The sequence below is a fragment of the Methanobacterium congolense genome (assembly GCF_900095295.1).
Classification (GTDB): Archaea; Methanobacteriota; Methanobacteria; order Methanobacteriales; family Methanobacteriaceae; genus Methanobacterium_C; species Methanobacterium_C congolense.
Window position 1 is genome coordinate 910,377 of record NZ_LT607756.1, and the last position, 21,372, is coordinate 931,748.

26 protein-coding genes are annotated in these 21,372 nt (G+C 39.0%); 12 read left to right on the plus strand and 14 right to left on the minus strand.

Features of this window, described 5'->3' with window-relative positions; genetic code table 11:
- The first annotated feature begins 54 nt into the window (after positions 1–54).
- From MCBB_RS04285 to MCBB_RS04300, 4 genes are all read left to right on the plus strand, one after another.
- Complete coding sequence (locus MCBB_RS04285) at positions 55–546, plus strand: DUF488 domain-containing protein (RefSeq protein ID WP_071906600.1); 492 nt, start codon at positions 55–57, stop codon at positions 544–546.
- A gap of 170 nt (positions 547–716) precedes the next feature.
- On the plus strand, positions 717–1,910 hold the full coding sequence (locus MCBB_RS04290) for a HEAT repeat domain-containing protein (RefSeq protein ID WP_071906601.1): 1,194 nt from the start codon (positions 717–719) through the stop codon (positions 1,908–1,910).
- A 106-nt stretch (positions 1,911–2,016) separates the two neighbouring features.
- Positions 2,017–2,679: a SatD family protein gene (locus MCBB_RS04295; protein ID WP_071906602.1), complete on the plus strand. Its 663-nt coding sequence runs from the start codon at positions 2,017–2,019 to the stop codon at positions 2,677–2,679.
- A gap of 1 nt (position 2,680) precedes the next feature.
- Positions 2,681–3,037, plus strand: coding sequence for a hypothetical protein (locus tag MCBB_RS04300; RefSeq protein WP_071906603.1), 357 nt, complete (start codon positions 2,681–2,683; stop codon positions 3,035–3,037).
- Positions 3,038–3,407: 370 nt separating this feature from the next.
- Here the strand turns inward: MCBB_RS04300 and MCBB_RS04305 are convergent, their stop codons facing one another.
- The 11 genes from MCBB_RS04305 to MCBB_RS04350 form a co-directional block, all read right to left on the minus strand.
- Positions 3,408–4,028, minus strand: a complete 621-nt coding sequence (locus tag MCBB_RS04305) for a zinc ribbon domain-containing protein (RefSeq protein ID WP_071906604.1) — start codon at positions 4,026–4,028, stop codon at positions 3,408–3,410.
- A gap of 43 nt (positions 4,029–4,071) precedes the next feature.
- Positions 4,072–4,776: a hypothetical protein gene (locus MCBB_RS04310; RefSeq protein ID WP_231916406.1), complete on the minus strand. Its 705-nt coding sequence runs from the start codon at positions 4,774–4,776 to the stop codon at positions 4,072–4,074.
- A 14-nt stretch (positions 4,777–4,790) separates the two neighbouring features.
- Positions 4,791–5,453, minus strand: coding sequence for a pseudomurein-binding repeat-containing protein (locus MCBB_RS04315; RefSeq protein ID WP_071906605.1), 663 nt, complete (start codon positions 5,451–5,453; stop codon positions 4,791–4,793).
- A gap of 56 nt (positions 5,454–5,509) precedes the next feature.
- Positions 5,510–5,968: a zinc ribbon domain-containing protein gene (locus MCBB_RS04320; RefSeq protein ID WP_171899085.1), complete on the minus strand. Its 459-nt coding sequence runs from the start codon at positions 5,966–5,968 to the stop codon at positions 5,510–5,512.
- A gap of 14 nt (positions 5,969–5,982) precedes the next feature.
- Positions 5,983–6,558 carry a zinc ribbon domain-containing protein gene (locus tag MCBB_RS04325; protein WP_145976008.1) on the minus strand — a complete coding sequence of 192 codons (576 nt, stop codon included), beginning with the start codon at positions 6,556–6,558 and terminating at the stop codon, positions 5,983–5,985.
- Positions 6,559–6,574: 16 nt separating this feature from the next.
- Entirely contained in the window at positions 6,575–7,198 is a 624-nt protein-coding gene (locus MCBB_RS04330; protein WP_071906608.1) for a zinc ribbon domain-containing protein, read from the minus strand.
- A 405-nt stretch (positions 7,199–7,603) separates the two neighbouring features.
- A complete protein-coding gene (locus MCBB_RS04335) occupies positions 7,604–8,800 on the minus strand; it encodes a low temperature requirement protein A (protein ID WP_071907989.1) in 1,197 nt (398 codons plus the stop codon).
- 212 nt (positions 8,801–9,012) lie between these two features.
- Positions 9,013–9,180: a hypothetical protein gene (locus tag MCBB_RS12070; RefSeq protein ID WP_171899086.1), complete on the minus strand. Its 168-nt coding sequence runs from the start codon at positions 9,178–9,180 to the stop codon at positions 9,013–9,015.
- Between the two features lie 3 nt (positions 9,181–9,183).
- The gene (locus MCBB_RS04340; RefSeq protein ID WP_071906609.1) at positions 9,184–9,546 is read right to left on the minus strand and encodes a hypothetical protein; all 363 of its coding nucleotides are present in this window, start codon (positions 9,544–9,546) and stop codon (positions 9,184–9,186) included.
- 18 nt (positions 9,547–9,564) lie between these two features.
- A complete protein-coding gene (locus tag MCBB_RS04345) occupies positions 9,565–9,915 on the minus strand; it encodes a hypothetical protein (RefSeq protein WP_071906610.1) in 351 nt (116 codons plus the stop codon).
- 43 nt (positions 9,916–9,958) lie between these two features.
- Positions 9,959–11,086, minus strand: a complete 1,128-nt coding sequence (locus MCBB_RS04350) for a C39 family peptidase (protein WP_071906611.1) — start codon at positions 11,084–11,086, stop codon at positions 9,959–9,961.
- A 329-nt stretch (positions 11,087–11,415) separates the two neighbouring features.
- Between MCBB_RS04350 and MCBB_RS04355 the strand changes: the two genes are divergently transcribed.
- Positions 11,416–11,637, plus strand: coding sequence for a hypothetical protein (locus MCBB_RS04355; RefSeq protein WP_071906612.1), 222 nt, complete (start codon positions 11,416–11,418; stop codon positions 11,635–11,637).
- 5 nt (positions 11,638–11,642) lie between these two features.
- Here MCBB_RS04355 and MCBB_RS04360 read toward each other — a convergent pair whose 3' ends face one another.
- Complete coding sequence (locus MCBB_RS04360; protein ID WP_071906613.1) at positions 11,643–12,848, minus strand: AAA family ATPase; 1,206 nt, start codon at positions 12,846–12,848, stop codon at positions 11,643–11,645.
- Positions 12,849–13,406: 558 nt separating this feature from the next.
- On the opposite strand from MCBB_RS04360, the gene MCBB_RS04365 reads away from it, so the two are divergent.
- A complete protein-coding gene (locus MCBB_RS04365) occupies positions 13,407–14,156 on the plus strand; it encodes a peptidoglycan-binding protein (protein WP_231916407.1) in 750 nt (249 codons plus the stop codon).
- Between the two features lie 202 nt (positions 14,157–14,358).
- On the opposite strand, the gene MCBB_RS04370 is transcribed toward MCBB_RS04365, so the two are convergent.
- Positions 14,359–14,649: a putative quinol monooxygenase gene (locus tag MCBB_RS04370; RefSeq protein ID WP_071906615.1), complete on the minus strand. Its 291-nt coding sequence runs from the start codon at positions 14,647–14,649 to the stop codon at positions 14,359–14,361.
- Positions 14,650–15,022: 373 nt separating this feature from the next.
- Positions 15,023–15,640: a TetR/AcrR family transcriptional regulator gene (locus tag MCBB_RS04375; RefSeq protein ID WP_071906616.1), complete on the minus strand. Its 618-nt coding sequence runs from the start codon at positions 15,638–15,640 to the stop codon at positions 15,023–15,025.
- Positions 15,641–16,210: 570 nt separating this feature from the next.
- Here MCBB_RS04375 and MCBB_RS04380 point away from each other — a divergent pair.
- From MCBB_RS04380 to MCBB_RS04405, 6 genes are all read left to right on the plus strand, one after another.
- Positions 16,211–17,290: an NAD(P)-dependent alcohol dehydrogenase gene (locus MCBB_RS04380; RefSeq protein WP_269454996.1), complete on the plus strand. Its 1,080-nt coding sequence runs from the start codon at positions 16,211–16,213 to the stop codon at positions 17,288–17,290.
- Positions 17,291–17,338: 48 nt separating this feature from the next.
- Entirely contained in the window at positions 17,339–18,004 is a 666-nt protein-coding gene (gene npdG, locus MCBB_RS04385; protein ID WP_071906618.1) for an NADPH-dependent F420 reductase, read from the plus strand.
- Between the two features lie 43 nt (positions 18,005–18,047).
- A complete protein-coding gene (locus MCBB_RS04390; protein WP_071907990.1) occupies positions 18,048–18,407 on the plus strand; it encodes an SDR family NAD(P)-dependent oxidoreductase in 360 nt (119 codons plus the stop codon).
- A 283-nt stretch (positions 18,408–18,690) separates the two neighbouring features.
- Positions 18,691–19,608, plus strand: a complete 918-nt coding sequence (nadA, locus tag MCBB_RS04395) for a quinolinate synthase NadA (protein WP_071906619.1) — start codon at positions 18,691–18,693, stop codon at positions 19,606–19,608.
- Between the two features lie 15 nt (positions 19,609–19,623).
- The gene (locus MCBB_RS04400) at positions 19,624–20,493 is read left to right on the plus strand and encodes an aspartate dehydrogenase (protein ID WP_084789770.1); all 870 of its coding nucleotides are present in this window, start codon (positions 19,624–19,626) and stop codon (positions 20,491–20,493) included.
- Positions 20,494–20,774: 281 nt separating this feature from the next.
- Positions 20,775–21,362 (plus strand): TetR/AcrR family transcriptional regulator, encoded by a 588-nt coding sequence (locus tag MCBB_RS04405; RefSeq protein ID WP_084789773.1) that lies wholly within the window; start codon positions 20,775–20,777, stop codon positions 21,360–21,362.
- Positions 21,363–21,372 lie beyond the last annotated feature (10 nt).

The window sequence follows — 21,372 nt, forward strand, 5'->3', positions numbered from 1 at the left end:
AGAAATTGATACGCTTAATCATAGAAACCTATGCAATAAAATGAAGGAATCGTTATGGAAGATGAAAACTACCTCTTCACAGTTGGCCACAGCAACGTAGACATGGAAACCTTCCTGGAACTAATCCGATCCCATGGTGTAGAGTTGATCGTGGATGTGCGCAGCTCCCCCTACAGTAAGTACGTTCCACATTTCAACAGGGAGAAACTGAAGGCAAACCTGGAAGATGAAGGTGTGGGCTACGAATTTTTAGGTGACAAAATAGGGGGCAAACCAAGGGATGAGAAGTACTACGAAGATGGAAAGGTTGTTTACAGTCTGATCGAAGGTGAACTCTCTTACAGGGAGGGAATATCCCAGCTTATGGAGCTTCTAAAAACCAGGAAAACCTCTCTCATGTGCAGTGAGGAAAACCCCTTCAACTGTCACAGGCACAACCTTATAAGTCAAACCCTCCTCAGAAGGGGAGTTAAGATCCTCCATATAAGGGGTGATGGGAAACTTGAGAAAGCCCGGATGAACGACGTCCAAACCACCTTAATATAACTCTAAAATGATGGTGTGATGTTTTAAGCAGGAATATAATGAAAAGGAGGTTAAGGTTGGACTTACCAGAACCTTCCAAGGAGTGCGCTGGTTGCAGATATACATAGTTTTCCAGACTACAAGGGAAATTAATATTACTAACTTATGTAATATTATTACATGGTGATGTTATGCCCTACATGATCTGTGAAGGTTGCAACCAGTACCATGAAATCAATTCCCGCGAAGAAGGAACTGGTTGGGATAACTGTAAATGTGGAAAACCTTTTAAATACTATGAATCCCTAGAAGAATGCCTTTTTGAAAAAAATAAGGAACTGATTACAAAATTCATAAACTCCTATGAATCCACAGTAGCCAGGCTGATACTTTTTTCATTGAGTGAAATGCCATTTCCAGTGGGTTTTAACAAGACAATAAATGTTTTAAGGGGTTCAAAGGCTGCATTTATAATAGATAATGGTTTGAATAAACTTTTAACTTACTCTCTATTTTATTACTTCTCCAAAATGCAATTGAAGCTTCTAATAGAATCACTCATTGCTGAAGGTTTCATTAAAAGTAATGATGTTTCATTTTATCAGAGAAGGGTTCTATCATTAACAGATAGGGGAACTGAATTTTTACTCAATGAAAAACCCATAAAATTGAACATCGTACTTAAAAAGAATGAAAATTTAATGGAAGGTGTTGATAAAGAGTTATATGAAAAATTGAGGTCTTTAAGGAATCAAATTGCAAGGAAAAAGGAGTTTCCACCATATTTAATCTGTAGTAATGAGCCACTCAGGGAGATGGCACGATCAAAGCCCACCAATCCGGGGGCAATGATCTCAATCAAGGGCATTGGTAAAGGTTTCATGGAAAACTACGGTGAAATATTTTTAAAGGCTATAGATGGACAATATGATAAAACAAGGGATAACTCTTCAAATCCTGAAGAGATCAATTCCACATCAGATGATCTCTCTAAACCCGACGAATCTGAAGTGGTAGATATCTGTATAACTCTATTTAATGATGTTGATGCAGATAAACGTGCTCATGCAGCATTTCTTTTAGGTGAGATGGGAGATCCAAATTATATTAAATTTTTATCCAGGGCAGCCAAAGACAAAGATTCTGATGTTAGAAAGTTGGTTGCTTCTGCACTTGGTAAAATAGGTGATAAAAGTGCTGAAAATGATTTAATAAATTTATTAGAAGATTCTACGCCTGAAACAAGGAGGTATGCTGCTATTGGATTGGGAAAGATCAGATCTGTTAAGTCGTTAATTCCCCTTAAAAGGTTGAGAAGTGATCCAGTTCATTATGTGCGGGATGCAGTTGAAGACGCAATATCCGACATAAATTCAGTTGATTGATCCTATTTCATGACCTTGCAAACCCTATTTACAACCAAATAGATTGTACAACTATATGGGTTGTATATTTAAATTACAACTTATATGGTTGTTTTTATATGGTGTTGTGAACATAAAGGGTACCATGAAAGGGGAACTCTACCTATTACTTGGTGATGTTGTGGCCTCACGCAAACTGGATCACAGGGAAGATTTTCAAAAAAAATTAAATCAGATCTGTTTTGAGGTTAATCAGAGATATAAAAATGATTTATATGCAAATATAAAAATTATCAAGGGTGCAGATGAGATAGGGTGCGTTTTTAAAAGTGTTAAAAATACCTACGAGATGTTGGATTTTATATGGAATGAAATACAACCTCAGAAGATGCGATTCGTGTTGGTACGTGGTCTGATAGACACAGCAGTATCAACGAAGGACGTAACACAGATGGACGGCCCGGCATTTCACCGAGCATCCAACATGATGGTTTCATTAAAAAAAAGTGGACTGCTCTTTGAAATGTCAGTTGGTGATGATTTAACTGATACAGCCCTTGGTGGGCAGTTCAATCTGATTACTATGATAAAAAACAGTTGGTCATCCCGCAGGCGTGAAATCGTAAGGATTTATGATGAAGAGGGTAATCAGGAAATTGTTGCAGATAGAATGGGTATAAGTCAACAGGCTGTATCTAAAAATCTGAAAGAATCTATGTGGGATAAAATCAAACCCATTGAAGAAAATTTGGAGGTGGCGATGAATTTATATTCAGACAGGTTGGAGTGAAATGGAACTTTTGAAGATACTTCTGGTAATTGGAGGATACCTGTTTCTAGTTTTGACAAGTGGAATAATTCTAAATTTTATTTTAAACAGAATTTCCCATGGAAAACTCAGTGAAACTGTCTCAGTTAATGATAGAGATACTGGTTTTGTAATTGGTAAGTGTGAGAACATTTTAATAATGACCTTCATGCTTTTAGATGCCTACGTGGCCCTAGCCATTATATTTGCAGCTAAAACAATAGTTAGAAGTGAGGATATGCATAAAAATTCGCTTTTCTTCTTAGCAGGGACCATGATCAATGTGACCTACTCAATAATGGTCAGTGCAGTTATAAAGCTATTTTTAACTACTATATGAACCACTCAGCAGTATTATTCGTACCTTTAAATTATCATTTTTATTCATAAACGAAACAACAACTAAGGGCCATAATAGAAAAACAATTTAAACACACAGAAGCAACAACATTCTCCAACAGGGGATGTCATGAACCATAAATTCTGTTATATCCATAAAACAGAATCTTCTTAAAATGGTTTTTGTTTTACTGATAAAAAAAAGAAATTCAGCATTTATCTCTACAAAGATTATTTTTAAAGATTATTATAACGCATCCCAAAAACCCTTCTAAAATCAATTTTAAGACAATTCTGAAGTAAATCAAAAAAAATGAAATCAGTGGTTGAAGGAGTGATAAAGGGGTTGTAAAAACCCCTCCCTGAACTCATTATCTGAAGGGTCCATTCTCCATTAAATTGGATCTGAAATAGTCCATGTAATAGTCTTCAACTGTTGAATAGCCCTGCATTGTTGTGTACGTTTCATAGCCACTCTTTCCAGACATCTTGGGTGAAACATCAATGATCACAAGTTCTGGGTTGGTTGCAGTTGGATCCTTTCTTAGAATCGTGTTCTGTTCAATGGTACTTGGAGGGTTAAGGATAGATATGGTACCTTTAATCTCTATATGATTTTTATCGTACTCATAAGCCTTCCACTTATAGTTAAAGTCACTATTCCAGTAGTAATCATCGTATCCAGATGTAGATCCAGAATCGATTACATGGGCTTTGTTAGCTGTACTGTTCTTACTGTTACTGTTTCCATGGGTTGATGCAACCGTTGTTTGATTTGAAAGGCTTGAATTACTTGAATTATTTCCATGATTAAGATATCCTGGTAAGATAAAACCTGCGGAAACTCCTAAAAATGCAATTAAGACCACTCCTCCAATGATAAAAAATTTTTTGTTTCTAGAGAGTCCTTTATCCTTGATTAATGATGTACCACATTTTTCACAGTAACGTGCATCTGAATCATTTTCATATCCACACTTTGGACAAAACATTTCATTGATCCTCCAGTATCATTCTAAAAATCTTAATCCCCTATTATCCCAAGTCCAGACCATCCACAACTTGCACAAACTCCTCAGCATGCTCCAGAGTTGTTCTGTAGGGCTCATGGGTATAGGTCTCATAGAGTACAGATGGCACTCCTCCATTTATCAATGGAACAGTCACGTACTGGGTGCTTGTAGGGTTTGGAGGTACGTAGTAGGTTAACCATGGAAGTTCAGACTTTATTTTCATGGCCATCTCTTTTGAACCCTCCTTCTCAACAGGTGTGAATATAAACCTGTTCTCCTTCCAGTTTCCAACGTTTGAGTGCACATCCACAGCTAGCTGAAAATCGTTCTTCACAATATCAGGTACAGCGTAGTCACGGGCCAGAACCTGTCCGTTGTTTCTTCCCTTATTGTAGTTATCTGCATCCTCTGTAACGTTGATCCTGTAGATGTAGTAACAGTACTTAAGGGATTTAGACTGGTTTTTTATGGTTTCTCTGATTGCACGGTGTGCATTGGCCTCCTTTGGATGCACTCCCACGATGTAGGCTATCTTCACCTTTGAAGTGGTGTTTCCATAGGGACCCTCCCTCACAACCGTGCCGTAGGATTCAGTTCCAAGAACCTTCAACTGAGAATCCCCTGTGCTTGAAACATCATTTCCAGGGTACAGATAGAATGATGCTGCAGCTACAACCACGAAAAGAATGAAAAGGGAAAGGATCACCACAGCACTTTGCTTTTTCACTGAAGATCACCCTTTCAGATCGCCACAGTTTCAGGAAGCTTTCCTGTGGACTTGTACTGTGAAAGAACATCTGAAAGCACACTTAAAATCGTGTCCGGGGATAGATCAGGTTGTCCTGGATTTGATATGCCCACGTAGTTTGGTGCAATTCCATTGGTGTTGATCCAGTTGTAGGTTCTGTATGCAACGTCCACGTACTTATCCTTTGAGAGACTGCCAGTTGAAACGAAGCCGTAGGGACTGTCAGGAGCTCCAACACTTTTTATGGTGATGTTACCTGATTCATTTTTGTTCAGCATCACAGTGGCCTTTGAGAGTATGTAAATGCACTGATACTTATCAAGACTGACAGAACCGTACTTGATGGTTTCAAAGGTTCCGTTCTGTTTTTCTATTTCAGATGCAAGGTCTGGTGCCAGGGAAACAGGGAATCCTGTACCCTCTGAGATCTGGTCCTTTGAAACATCACTCCCCTCATTGGCTTTTGAAGTGTTCTGTGAATTCTTCATGAGAACACCTGCAGTCACACCTGCAATGAGTATGAGGACCACACAGAGACCAATCAACAGTTTCGTTTGGTTTCCTAATGTTCCTGACGTTTTCTTCAAATTTTTTCCACATTTTTCACAGTAAATTGCATCTTCATCATTTTCATGTCCGCATTTTGGGCAAATCATTATTTTTACATCCTTAAAATTATAATTAATATTTCAATTCATCACAAAACTTTTTGTCACTGGTAATCTTCTGGAACAGGCTCCCACCACGTGTAACCACAGTAGTTACAGTGTAGTTGTGATTCTGTTTCGGTTTGGGCCCCGGTACTTTCCCAATTATTTGACCCACAGTTTGGACAGACCCTTGTGTCACCTGTTGGATCGTTAACATAATAAGGAGCCCCTGAACTTGTGACATTGGCTTTTTTCACCGTAGTTTTACTGGTGCTGGTGGTAGGAGTTTGTTTTTCAACCGTTGTATTGTTATGGGGTGCAGAGCTATTGTTCATCACAGTTTTCTGTGTATCATTCAGTACCATTCCTGCTGTTAATGCCAGTCCTGCTAAGAGGAGCACAACTACTCCTATCAAGATAATCGTCGTCCTTGAACCTGAATTTGAATTCAATGAATTCCCACACTTCTCACAGTAAACAGCATCTGAATCGTTTTCATATCCACATTTTGGGCAAAACAATTTCAGCACTTCCTTCAGTAGTAATCGTAAACTTTAACGGTCCAGTTTTCAAGTTCGTTGGAGTATATGTTCAGGTAGTAGGTTCCAGGCTGTCCAGTTACTTCAATAGTCTTCTGTTTCTCAGATAGTGCCTCTGTGGGTTCCCATTCAAGGCTGCCACTTGTCAACAGGTTGTTGTTTGAATCTGAGATATCCATGGACATGGAGTTAACGTTGTAATTTAAGAGGGGTGTTGCAGACATAACAACCTTGAACTGTTTTCCCTGGGTGTTGAAGCTTCTCATGTCATCTGCTGCACCTGTAAAACTTGTAACTTCATGCCAGCTTGCTTTGTACGTCACCTGTGCTGCTGATTGGTTAACTGAACTTGTTGGGTTGGCCTTTGCACCGTTCATCTGGAGCAGAAATCCTGAAGTTACTCCAAGCCCTGCAATCAGGACTATGCAGAGTCCAATAAGTAGCTTTGTGGATGTTTTCATGCCAGAAACTGTGCTGCCGTTTTCTGATTTTGAACGAAGGTTCTCCCCACAGTTTTCACAGAAAGCTGCATCTTCATCATTTTTATAACCACATTTAGGACAGAATATCATTTTTACACTCCCTAATCTAAAGGTTTCTGATACCTTTTCTGATGAAAACCCCAAATGATCCTCCAAGGGCACCTGCAACAAATACTAGAGCTATTGAAGCAATGAACTCTAAAATATAAAGTAACAACTGTAAAATACCGTCTGAAGATGCGGCTGTTGTGACATCTGATGCGGTTGTAGCGGTTGTTGATGCTGTTAGTGTAGATGATGATGAGGCCAGTGGAGCGAATGCACTTGAAATTACCGCAGTAATTCCAGAAGTTATGAATGCGAACACTGCTAATAAAAATGCGGTACCTATCAGTATGATGAGGCTCAGGAACAAACCATTTATGATTCCATCCTTGGAAGTTTCACAGCCTAAAAAACCAGTTACCAGTGCTCCAAAAAAGGCCACAACAAAAAAGACCAAGACCACATATGCAGCTAGGGGTATCCCTGAGTTTGGAACTCCAATAAAACCTGCAGCACCTATGAAAAGGAAAATAATAGAAACTATCAAACCTAAAGAAACTGCTAAAATGTTTATCTGATCATTAAAACTATTTATTTTACTTTTATTTTTATTTAAATTGTATCCACATTTTTTACAAAAAGTTGCATCTGTGTTATTGTTGAAACCGCACTTTGGGCAGTTCATATTAATCATCCCCAATCTTTTATATTACCCTATATTACTAATTGAAATATTTAAGCTAAACCTTTACGATCACAAGAAAATAGAAAATTATATATCAAATAAATGGAACTGTAAATAGAAACTATTGAGTAAAACATGTGTTTTGACTGGAAATTTATTGCAACCGTGGATCAGCATGTGTAAGCACAAGACAATAAATCTTAATATTTATTAAATAATTAATACAAATTATGGGGTGACAAGACGAATTGTAAAATCCTTTCACGACGGGTAGGTTATTCAAATTACAATCTACACTATGTCTTAGGGATTGATCCAGAACATGTTTACGTACCATAAACTTTTTGTTCACGAACTGTAAACAAAACTCTGGAATCTAAGTTTTTTTATTTAAAGTATCCAGAATTATTTATACATCTTACAAACAGCAGGAGGCTCCCTGAAGCTCAGAACCATCTTAATGGCACAAAGCAGTGTTAAAATTCCGAGTATCATGTATCCTGGTAAGGTGGAGCCTAAAAAGCCTGTAAGTACCACCAGAACTATTATAACGTAGTAGGGTAATCTGAATATCTGAAGGGCCCAGTCTTTACAGGTTTCCATGCTGTAGGAGGATATGAAGACCAGGGTTAGGGAGAGGAGTGCAAGTCCCAGGGAGCAGGTTAAAAGCCATACCTCTCCTGAAGGCATGAATCCCGTTCCAAGGTATATGATATGTTTTATTCCAACTGCTGTTGAAACGATTCCAAGAAGGAGGGGGAAGTGTGAGTAGAGCCAGAGCTGGTACTTGGCCACCTGATGCCCTGCCTCCTGAACGTGGGCCTCAGCTCCACCTGACTCCTCGAAGTAACCCCACCATATGCTGAAGGCTATGAGAAGCCCCATGAAACCTGTAAATTCAGTTAAAATACTGAGCCCTGCATTTATAACAGTGAAGACAACGCTGATGATTGTTTCACCTATGAGGATAATGGTGAAGAGTCCGAAACGCTCGGGTATGTGGGTTGGATGGGGCGGAAGGCTCACCTGAATCTTCCCAGAGGTTATGGGTGTTATTACATCCACGAGAAGGCCCAGTCCCCAGAGTGCGAAGCGTAATGGTGGAGGTGTGAAGGCTGAAACCACCCATATCATGGCTGCAGCACCGAAACCAAGTATGTACCTTTTACTGAGGCTGCGGGCTTCAGGCACGTGCCTCCAGATGCGGAGGTACTCTGCAACCAGTATGAACCTTAAGAATGCATAGGAAAGTGCGAATCCAAATCCTGTGGAGCCAAGGGCGTCTTTAACGTTCACGGTCATCATGGCAACAACAATCATCTGCATCATGGTCAGAAACCTGTTGAACATGTCGTCTGCACCGAAACGGCTGAGGTAGAATGTGTGGCCCACCCAGCTCCACCATACTGCAAAGAACACAGGTATGTACTCTAAGAAGATGATGGGAGAGTAATCTGCAGTGAGGTTCAGTGCCAGCTGGGAGATTGCAGCAACGAATATCAGATCGAAGAGGAGTTCAAGCCAGTCTGCATGCCTCTCAGACTCCTCATCGTATGGAGCATTGATATTAGGTTTGATTATGAAATCCTTTCTAAGCCTCATGATAATTACCTTGGGTAATAATATGAACCTCAATTTTAAAAACTCTTTCATAAAAATGGGCCTACATGAATCACCCACTATTTTTCTTCTGTAGAAAAACATTTAAGAAATAGTATTTTTTTATTCACCGCCACTTACCTATAGAGGGCTTTATGTTAATTTAAGTCCTTTAAACTGGAATGTAAATCATTAAAAAAGTAGTTTAATTAATATCACGCTTTTAAAGGAAATATTATTACAGCAAACATTATTGCAGCCATTAAAAACCTTAATTCAATCCCCTGTGGGTTTATAAGACTAACGTATAAAAACACAAGCAAAATGGCTGTTTTAAGGGCCATTTTTAGAATTTTCTGTGATTTATTACTTATTTCCACCATAACTCATCTCCCAAGGGATCTGAACCACTCTGGAACCAATCCCATCCATCCCAGAATCCCCAAGATTATGGTGATTAGTGCAATGACAATATAAGTCATTTTGGAGTAGTTTGTAATATCGGTCCCTTCTATTGAAGTCCAGATCAAAGTGCAGGTTAAAATGGAGATTCCCATTAAAATGGCCAGTGTATCTTCGTGGCGTTTGTTAAGGAGTCCTGAAACTGTGAAATAAATTCCAAGGATGATGATGAGAATGGTCATAAGTGTGAAAGGCCCTGGAATTAAGGCTATTGAGATGATAAATAGTCCTACTATAACTAACCATGGTGAAAAATCTTTATTTTTGAGGTTTAGGGTTATTGTCATGTTACCCTCTTAATCGATCTAAATATTTTGTTTGTAGAACCATTGAGGAATATATCCTAAAAGACCAAGGATTCCTCCAATAATAAAGAGTAAAGAAGTGATTAAGTACAGAATGTTGGGATAACTTATAATAGACACATTTTTTATCATAGTCCAAATTATTGTGGATGTTAAAAGTGAGATTCCTACTATAATTGCTATGGTATCTTCATGGCCTTTTTTAAGGATTCCCACAGATATAAAATAGATCGCAAAACACATAAAAAATATATTCATAAGTGTTAATGGTTTTATAATTAGTGCTGAAAATAATATTAATAATCCAATTATAACCAATCCTAAGGACCACTCTTTATTAATATTTTCCATTTTTATTCCTCCATCTTTTAAAAAATAAAAAGATATTTTTTTTTTAATTGACCTCATTTAGATGGTTCATATATTCCTTTGCACCTTTGTGCCATGCTCCCATTGCTGCAGGTAAACCACAATAGCCCCATCCTCCAGCACCGATAGCTCCTACCATACCGAACGCTCCAACATACATCCATCTACCATAGTACACTCTGTTCTTCACACGCCCCCATCCTTTCCATTTGTAGGACCATCTTACCTTAGGAGCTTTCCATTTTTTCTTTTTCTTCTTATTTTTAGCTTTTTTCTTCAGTCGGTACTTCCAGTTCTTACCCTTTATCTCCATCATTTCATCCTGACTTAGAGTCCTGTTCTGGGGATTTGCAAGGGTTGAATTTGCATCGTTACAGGTATTTATGGGGGTTTCTGGTGCACTGTCTCCAGAGGATTTGTCTGGGTTATTTTCACTGTTAACTGCAGATTCTTCCAGAGCACTCGCTTTGGGATCATCTACGACCATTGCGTAGCCGTTGTACTGTTCTTCGAATTCTTCACGTGTTATGTTGATGTTTCCAAGGCTTGGATCTGCAAGTAATACTGTTTCATTGTTTATTGAACGTATCACGCTGTAATGGGCTCCTCCGTTCACAGTCATGTACACAATATTATTACTTTTAAGATCATTTGATGATATTTTCATACCAGTTGCATTTAAACCTTTGGATCTTGCTGCCTGAAGCAGTCCGTACATGGTTGTTCCATTTTCATCTGTACCTGCAAGGGCTGCAAGTTCCATCTCTGTTGCATTGAAGCCCAGATTGTTCAGAACGGTTGCAAGGGATGCAGGTCCGCAGGTGTAGTTGGTTGTTTGCATAACAACCCCTGTTGTGTTACTGGGAACATCAGATAAAGAGTCTTCATTGGTCTCTTCTTCTGTAATCTTCAGGGAGCTGTTGTCCTCTTGAATTATGTCTGACGTAATGTTCTCCTCAATTGGAGCTGTCAAATCTGCAGTTTCATTTTCAATTGGAATTTCAAACTCAGGATCATCAAGCTCGGTATCAGTTCCTTTCCCCCTTAAATTTATTAGATTGCTGTTTTGCGAATCTGCAGAAACTGCAACTGCGAGAGAGGGCGTTGCACAAAGTATCACGGTTGCAATAAGCAGGGCTGCAATTCTCTTCATATTTTTATCACCTCATTTGTATTACTACTTATTAATTAAGTAATACAATTACTTATACTTTATTATTTTTATTAAAATAAGTATTATTAAATAGTTCGAGGTTCAAACTCAGATCATTGGTTCAGTTCTTTAAAAAGGTTAAAAATAGTTGTAGCATTGATTTTTGGGGTTTAAAAAGATTTTCACGCCTTTGAAACATTGTGGTGTTCTAAAAAATAATATTCTCACTGGAGCATCTGAAAATCAATCTCCAATGAATTGTAAAACCCCTCACTATTAATATAAAAAGGGACAGAATATAATAACAATTTTTACAGGGAGTGCATCACATGGGGTTCAAGTACCTGAAGCGGGATGAAAAACGGATAAAGAAAGAGCAGGAAAAACTGGATGAGAAGTACGCCGAACTTTTAAACCAAGCCGAGATTGAAAAGCTTGAAAAAAGGCATGATGAACTTGAAAGGAAGGGTGAAGCCCTGAACTTCAAGGAGAAGATACTGCTTGAAACCTATGAAGAAATTATTGATAAAAAGAAGAAGGACAGAAAATAGATATTCTAAGGTGGGTAGTAACCGTTGACTTTCTTTTTATGTTTGATCCAGGCTTCAAGCATTTTTTCTTCTATTTTATAGCCATCTTGATCGCTGAACACAACAATTCCCTTGTTTTTAAGGATATCCAGATATTTTGCCAGGGTATTTCTGGATACAGGTACGGTTTTCAGTAGATCGTTCCATTTTTGCGGACCTTTGTCAACTATTGATATCACGATCTCCTTCTCGTGGATGGACAGGGTTCCCCAGATCTGTATCCACATAACCGTGATCTGATCCATCTTTTCGAAGAAGGTTTCTTTAATTTTTTCGCTGTTGTAAACCTCCCCAGACGACATGGTATTGCAGAAACTGTTTATATATGCGGGGATACCCCTTGTACATTCATAAAATCTCCGGAATCCATCTTCTGTGAATTTAAGTTCTCCCACCTTCTCGTTGAGGTAACCCTGTAGTTCATCCTGTGTGAATGGATCGATGTTCACCTGGATCATCCTTCCACCGAATGCACCGTTTTGCCCGTTTATCATTTGGATTATCTCACTTGTTTTTGAAACTGAACCCGTGAATATGTAGCTTACATTGTCCTGATTTTGGGTGTAACTTCGAATCAGCCAGAAGAATGAGCTTGGATTTTCCAGTTCACCTATCAATTGAAATTTGTCAATTACAATTACAAACCCCTGGATATTTGTTGATGATTCAACCACCTTCTGGGGAAATTCCATTACAAATTTGCTCAATTTTTCATAGTCGTTGCGACCCTCTGGAACTGCAACTCCAAGTATGTTTCCTGCTTCCTTAAAATCGTATTTTTTCAGGCTTATTTTGCTTAAAAAATGGTTCACAGTGTTGTATATATTTTTCAGTTTTCCAGAACTATCCTTCAAGGCCTCATTCATTGAGTTCAATAAGTACTGCATTATCAGTTCTTCTTTTAGATTTCCCCTTTGATTTCCGTAGACCCGTGATATGTCTATGTATGAGACAAGGATATTATCTGGCAGTTCATTTAACATTTTCTTAAGAAGAAAAGTTTTCCCCACACCTCTGTATCCTGTGATGAGTATTTGTTCTGCAACATCCTCATTCAATGCATTTAAATGGTTTTTTAATCTTTTAAGGTCTTTTTCTCGGTTGTAGAAGTACCTTTCCAAATCTGAGGGAACTCCAAGTGGTAATATTGGTATGATGATCACCTGCAACATTAGGTATATTTAATTATACTGGTTCAACTTATTAAACTTTCAAGTTCAAGTATACTTAACTATACTGCTCCTATTAATTATACCTTGAACTTTGGGTATATCTTCTTATACTCGTATACTAGTTTAAAACAAGGTACACCTATGAACTACTGCACTGTGTGATCATTCATCTAAAAAATGTTAAAATCAATAATAACACTTAAAAACCATAAATTCAACTGAAAACCTTATTATTTTTAAATTAATACCCTCAGAATCAGAACTTGAAATTATCAATCAGCACGCTAACGTCATATATCTTAACGCGTTGCATGCACCCAATAGAAATCATTTGGGGAACGCTTTTTTTCATAAATAACCCTTGAATAACCATTTTTTACTTAAATTACAAACTAAGAAAGCTCATTCCAGAACCCTTCTTTTAATACCTTCTTAAATGCTTTTAAATTAAAAAAAGAGCACATTACTCTCTGTTTTTTAGAAATTAGGACCAAATATTTATATATCATGTTAAAGTGATCAAAGAAGGTACCAAAAAAAGTTCTAAAACAAGTCTTTATGAAGTTGGGACGTGGAGGCGGTACAATTAATAGAAAATGTAAATACGCAGCGGTTTTTACGTTGTGTCTGATTTTCAGTGCCCTGCCTTTTGCAGGTGCTGTCAAAACAAATGATACTGTGAAAGATAGTTTAAACGGAAATTTTAATGAAAAACTGAACGAAACAACAAACCTTACAGATAACAGCCAGAAAACAGGCTCAGAGGTGTACAACGTGGCCAAGGTACAGCCATGGTTCCAGGATCAGGGCTACTACACACGGGCCATCAATGGATCCTACGGCCACTACAACTCTGAAACCAAAAACAGTTCTGAAGATTCTGAAAAATCCAGCAGTGCCTGGACAGAGGAGCATATGACCAGATCACTGGGTCAGGTTTTAAACGCCACTGTACCGAAACCTTCAAGTGCCGATGTTGAGGTCAACTCTTCACTGGATTCCAGTGCAAAGGATAGGGCCGGTGCAAAAACAGTAGTAACCAAAACTTCAAGGGTAACAGTAACCAAAAACACTATAAGTGGGTGGTTCATGCCCACAGGTATTTATGGTTCAAACTACGCCTACAGATGGTACTACAAGACATGGCTGAACTACGATCCATCCTCAGGCAGGTGGGGTGTTCTTGAATACAACCCAAAACATGCTCAGGGTGCAGAATTAACATCATCAGTAACTGGTGTTGATTACGATGGAGTAACAGGCTATGAGAAGGAGTACAGTCCAAGGTGGCACCTTTCAAAACCTTGAAGCCATCAAAAAATAGTTCAATAGTCCCCCATTGTAAACGGGGATGTTATCTCTCTTTTTATTGAAAAACTCTTTTCATAGATTAAACTCTTTTCATAGATTTATAGGAGTAATACTAAAAATAAAAAAAAGTTCATTTTGATTTATTTAAGGATATATACTCCCTATTTTAAGTCCATTATACTTCATATTTTAAATATAATTACAGTTTATCAGCTGAATAAACTCCAATATCCATCTCTTCAGCGATACTATCTTTAATAGCTTCGCCGAATGCTTTGAAGTGTTCCGTCTGCATATGGGCCTCCAGAAGTTCGGAACTTTCCCACTCTTCCAGCATCACCAGAAGGTCATCATCCCCTGTGTCTGCGTACAAATTATAACTGATATTACCAGGGTCTAAACGACTGAATTTGATTATGTCCTGAGATTTTGCAATGATCTTGTCTCTTTCACCCTTTTTGGCCTTTATTTTTGCTGTTACAATTATCATCTGCTTTCCCTCCTAAAAATCCTTGAAGATTTATCCATCAATTGGATCCATCCCACTTTGACAATCCTTGAATTAAGTTTCATACAGCACCCACTATATAAACATAGCGAATATTCTGTTTGTAAAGGTGGGAGTAAGTGATATGTTTCATCAAGGAAGGTTCTTCAACTTCCGTTAATAATCTATAAAAACTCTATTGGTACTAAAAGAAATATTTAAAGGGTAAATAACTACTAAATTTGACCTACAAAAGATTTAATTTAGAATTAAAAATTGATTTAAATAAAAAAGGATTCAAAAAGTAAAGGATTGAAATGTTATGAGTTTTTAAAAGTTTTGAATTAAGAAGTTTTGAATTAAAAATGAAACGGAATTAATCCGCTTTTTTTATGAAACTCCAAAGCTGGTTTATGTTTGAGTCCATCCTTTCTCCCAGGGGCATTGCAGGCATTCCTATCCACATGAGGACTGTTCCCACCATGATGGTTTCAATGGTTAGGGAGATCTCGGTGGGGTCGATGTCTTCTCTGATAACGCCCTGAGCCATACCGTCCTCAATGACTTCCTTGATGAAATCAAAGAGATCGTAGTAAAATTCTGTGTAGCGCTTGCTTATCATCTCGTACTTCTGAACACCCTCAAAGAGCAGCAGGTGCAGGGTCCTGTAGTCTATCTTCTCGGCGCTTTCACAAAGCTGTGTTGTCTCGTTGATGGTTGAATCATCCCCAACAATGAGCAGTATCACCCTTTTCAATTTCTCCTTGTGGGTGCCCTTACACTCCCTCATCTCCTGTATGATTGAACTGAAGTAGTTGAAAATGTACTTGTTGATGACTTCAACCAGCAGAGTCTCTTTACTGTCGAAGTGGTAGTAGAATCCGCCTGTGGTTATATCCGATTTTTTTATGATTTCGTTCAACGAAACATCAGCAAATCCCTTTTCTAGGAAGAGTTTAAAGGCTGTTTCCATGATCCTAACTTTTGTCTCCATATGCTGCCTTCTTTTTAATTTTTATAAACTGATCCCTGAAAAATTATCAATCGTTAAGTTACAATATTTAGTAATGGGAACAACCTAATATATTTTCCTTTTTTTAGGTTTTTTAATGGGGGATACTGTTTTTGAATGCTTGATCGACAGTGGCAACATGGGGAGGTGTTCATCTTTGGATAAAAATGGACTTTGCATCGTGGAGAATCATGAAGGTTTAAGGTGCATAAAAAATCAAGACATTTCTTTGATTTTCCACTCATTAAACGATTCATAATCCTTAATTTGATTTAAAAATCGTTATTAACTCCTAAATAAATTTTTAAAATTTTATTATCTTTTAAAAAATCTTTTATTCATTAAAAATGAATTTAATTATTGTTTAACATTTCATATCCTACTTTTTTGTAAGGATTCCCTCTAAAATTCCATGTTCAAAGCAACTAAAAAGAGAATGCTCTCTATAAAAAAGAGAACACTCTCTACAAACTTACATTATCAATCGTTACAGACCAACTATTCGGTATGTTTATATACTATAGAGAGTAATCTCTCTGTAAGAATTACGAGGTGAAAAAAATGAAAGGATTTGCAATGTTGAAAATAGGTGAAGTAGGATGGATAGAAAAGGATAGGCCAAAATGTGGTCCAAGGGATGCTATAGTTCGGCCAACAGCACTGGCTCCATGTACCTCTGATGTCCACACAGTTTGGGAAGGAGCAATAGGTGACAGGCACAACATGATCCTGGGACACGAAGCCGTAGGAATCGTTGACGAAGTTGGAGACGAAGTTAAGGATTTCAAACCGGGAGACAGGGTAATTGTACCAGCTATCACCCCGGACTGGGATTCAGAAGCAGTTCAGCGTGGCTACCCCTCACAAACTGGAGGTCCATGTGGGGGATGGAAGTACTCAAACTTCAAGGACGGTGTGTTTGGTGAATACTTCCACGTCAACCTGGCAGACAACAACCTGGCACATCTACCTGAGGGAATGTCCCAGGAAGCAGCCGTCATGATCACCGATATGATGAGTACAGGTTTCATGGGTGCTGAAAACGCTGGAATCGAACTCGGATCAACTGTGGCAGTGTTAGGTATAGGGGCGGTTGGACTCTGCGGTGTAGCAGGTGCAAAACTACTTGGTGCAGGAAGAATATTCGCAGTTGGAACCCGACCAATCTCAGTTGAGGTAGCTAAAAAATACGGTGCCACAGATATAATCAGCTACAAAAATGGAGACACAGCAGACCAGATCCTGGAGGCAACCGATGGAGTGGGTGTCGACGGTGTGATAGTATCAGGTGGTGGCCCTGAAATACTCCTGGACGCATTGAAGATGGCCAAAGCAGGATCAAAAATCTCAAACAACAACTACTTCGGTAAAGGACAGGGTGAAAAGGACACCATACCACTCTGCCGTGTGAACTGGGGATTCGGTATGGCTGACAAAGACATAATCACAGGCCTCTGCCCTGGTGGAAGGACCAGAATGGAAAGACTGGCAGACCTTGTGACCTACGGACGTATGGATCCAGAGCTCATGGTCACCCACACCTTCAAAGGCTTCGATAAAATAGAAGACGCCCTAGAATTGATGAGGGAGAAACCAAGGGACCTAATCAAACCAGTCGTCCTCTTAGAATAAATTTCATTCTTTTATTTTTTAAAAAAAATAAAAAAAGGAGTGTTTAAGATGAAGATAGCGATAATAGGTGGAACTGGCGGACAGGGTCTGGGAATTGCAATAAGATTTGTTCAGGCTGGAGAAGAAGTTATAATAGGTTCAAGAACAGCTGAAAAAGCTCAAGCAGCTGTTGATAAAGTCAAAGGCTTTTTGGGTGAAGTAAAAAATGTCAAAGCTGCTGAAAATGCTGATGCAGCAGAAGAAGCTGAACTGTTGGTTTTAACGGTACCTCTGGCTGCTCAAAAATCAACCCTACTTTCTATTAAAGAAGCAGCAAAGGGTAAAACATTACTGGATGCTACAGGACCTTTAGAATCAGCAATAGGTGGCTCACCCATAACCTACCTGGACCTTTGGGATGGTGCAGCAGCAGAGAGATCCGCAAGGATTCTGACTGAGAGCAACGTGATATGTGCCTTCAACAACATCAGCTCAGCAGCCCTCATGAACTACGAAGAACCAATCGACTGTGACTGTCTTATCTCCGGTGATGATGTAGATTCCAAGGTCGTGGCATCTGAACTCATCGAGAAGATCCCCGGTGTCAAGGTCATAGACTGCGGCCCACTGGAAAGGGCCAAGATCATAGAGAAGATCACCCCGCTCCTCATTGGATTGAACATAAGAAACAAAACCCAATTCGGAGGAATAAGGATCACAGGTCTTGACAACTAAAAATCCAAAATCACTTCTCTACCAAAGTATGCAGGTGTTCCATATGAAATTGGAAAACAAGGTTGCACTTGTTGACGGTGCAGATACAGGGATAGGAAATGAAATTGCTAAACTCTTTGCAAATGAGGGAGCATCCATTGTCCTGGTTGCAAGGAAGAAGGAAGCATTGGAAAGCCTCACCAACCAGATAAATGCCAATGGTGGAAGAGCCATCGCTGTTGAAGGAATCGCTTCCAACGAAGAAGATGTCCAAAGAGCCATTAGCACGGCTTTAGATGCCTTTGGAAAGCTGGACATAATCATAAAAAGCGTAGAAATAGAGGATATCATATCTCCAGTTGCTGATATGGGGGAGGGTATTTGGAAACTGGATCTAAACGTTGATCTGACAGGGGCCATTTGAGGGTTGATTGATAGATATTAAAAAAATTGAAGGATTTTTGTAGATCAAACATAGATTAGGGCATCTAACTTACCTTTGCTCAAAACCACCTCATGATGCCCTAATTATTTAAAAACAACATTTGTGTACTCAGATACTTCCAAAAAAGTCTAAAGTTTGTTATATTGAATCATATCTGTAAATTGAATCCTGTAAACTCATATCAAAAAATTTTAAAAAATTTTCACCAAATCATCATTATTTTACATTCACCAAATCATCATTATTTCAAAACGTGATCCCCATGTTAAACCATCTCCAGGAAATTCTCAGACTTAAAGAGGAAAAAAACGCGCTGATACTGGCTCATAATTATCAACCTCGTGATGTGCAGGAAGTTGCAGATTTTGTGGGTGATTCCCTTGAACTGTGCATAAAGGCACTGGAACTAGAGGATCCAGACATGGTGGTTTTTTGTGGGGTTGATTTCATGGCAGAAACAGCTGCCATAATCAATCCCTGTAAAAAGATACTCATCCCTGATGCAGGAGCAGAATGTCCCATGGCCCACATGCTCTCTGCAGAGGACATCAGACGTGCTAAAATCCTTTATCCTGATGCTGCAGTGGTGCTTTACGTTAACAGCCTTGCTGAGGCTAAGGCAGAGGCAGATGTTCTGTGCACCTCTGCAAATGCGGTGCAGGTGGTTGAAAGTCTGCCCAACGAAATGATCCTTTTCGGCCCAGACCGGAACCTGGCAGGCTACGTATCCCGGAGGGTGGATAAGAAGATCATACCCCTGCCTGAAGACGGGCACTGCTACGTTCACAAAATGTTCCATGAGGGATACTTACATTTCCTGAGGGAACAGTACCCCGATGCAGAGATGCTCATCCATCCAGAGAGTGATCCTGAGGTGCAAAGCTTGGCTGATGAAGTGCTGAGCACAGGAGACATGGTCCATCACGTGGCACGATCCCAAGGGGAAACCTTCATTGTGGGCACTGAAGTGGATATGATAACCCGTCTGCAGCGAGAAAATCCTGATAAAACATTCATTCCTGCCCTGAATGAGGCAGTCTGTAAGAACATGAAGCTGCACACAGTTGAAAAGATCAAAAACTGTCTTTTAAATGGGGAAGTCCAGGTTCGGGTTCATGAGGAAACAGCAAAAAAAGCAAAAAAAGCCATTTTAAGGATGTTTAAAGCTTCAAAAAATTAGTAGAGGTGTGTAAAAATGAACAGAACTCTTGTTGAGGAACTAATGGAAACTAAGGTGACTGATGCCACCTTTCCTGTATCTGGCCCTGAAAACTCGTTGGATCCTGTTGAAAAGCGTACCACCGTTGTAGGGATCGTGGGCTGCGGTGCCATAGCAAGAACAATCACAGATTTTGCGTTGAAAGAAAACCTTGGTGTTCACATCAAATTCTTCTACGACCAGGACATGAAAAGGGCAGAAGATCTTGCATCACATGCTGGAGGTGTGGCTGTCCAGAATGTGCAGGACATGCTCAGTTACGTGGATCTGATTGTTGAGGCTGCTTCCCCAGGGGCAGTGATGGAAATCGTTCCCAAGGTTCTGGAGTCTAAAAGTGATGTTATTATTATGAGTTTGGGGGCTCTGATGGACCAGGATCTTAAACACCACCTGGAAGATCTGGCCAAGAGGAATGATTCCAGAATTTACATGCCTTCAGGGGCCATTGCAGGTTTGGACGGGGTCAAATCAGCTTCCATAGGTGAAATCAGGGAGGTTAGCCTTGTCACCAGAAAACCTCCAAGGTCACTTGGAATTTCAACGGACACAGAAAAGGTACTCTATGATGGTAAAGCAAGCGGTGCAGTGCGTAAATTTCCTGCAAATATCAACGTTGCAGCTGCCCTGAGTATTGCCTGTGGTATGGAGGCAGATGTTAAGATCGTGGCGGATCCAAAGATCGACAGAAACTGTCACGAGATCCATGTCGTGGGTGACTTCGGTGAGATAACAACCACAACCCAGAACATGAGCTGCAAAACAAATCCGAAAACAAGCCTTTTAGCAGCATATTCTGTTATAAAACTTCTGAAAACTTTAAATGAACATTCACGCCGTGGTACCTGAATAATCGTTTATTTACGTTGTTCTTCCAATGATACTTCAGTTTCAATACACTTTTTCCTTAATATCTCCCTTTACTTCGTTACTGAAGTTAATTGGAAGAATTCAAGGTATGGTCTAACAATTTCAATCTAAACACGGTTCATCTCATGAATTACCGATGGAATCCCATTTATATGGATAAACCTATCCTACGAATAAGTAAAAATAATAACGAATAATTTAACGAGTTTTGCCAATTTAATGATGGGAGATGAATATTTATCACAACGAAACTCAGGATCATGGAGTCTGCATTTAAGTTATATCTTGAAAATGGATTGACCGATGTTACGTTGAGCAAACTAAAAAAAGAAGCCAATATAACTTCTGGAGGTTTCTACCACTACTTCGCAAGTAAGGATGAGCTTATGGATGAAACAATGCAACTCTTTATATTTCGTTATTATCACCTTGTCCTTGATGGAATCAGTGATTGTGAGGGTTCCCACAAGGAACTCTTAAAAACCGTAGCATTTTCAATGATGGGTCATGGTGAACACTCTAAAAAAGCCACGATACTATCAGATGGTACAAAAATAGATTATAAAGATCTGCACGTACTTCTCATGGAAGGGGTAAAAAAATATGGCACCATACATGAACGCTACGAAAAATTGCTTGTTAAATTACTAAATGTAATTTACAACATCCTTGACGATGGTAAAGCCAGAGGTACAATAAGACAGGACATTGAAAACTCCAAAATCTCCTTGTTTATCCAATCAGTTATTACAGGAACCATAAATTCATGGATCGTTATAGATGATGTGGATCTGGAAGAAAAAATGGATTATGCCATGGACTGTATTTGGGACTACATAAAAAACTGATTTTTAGGTA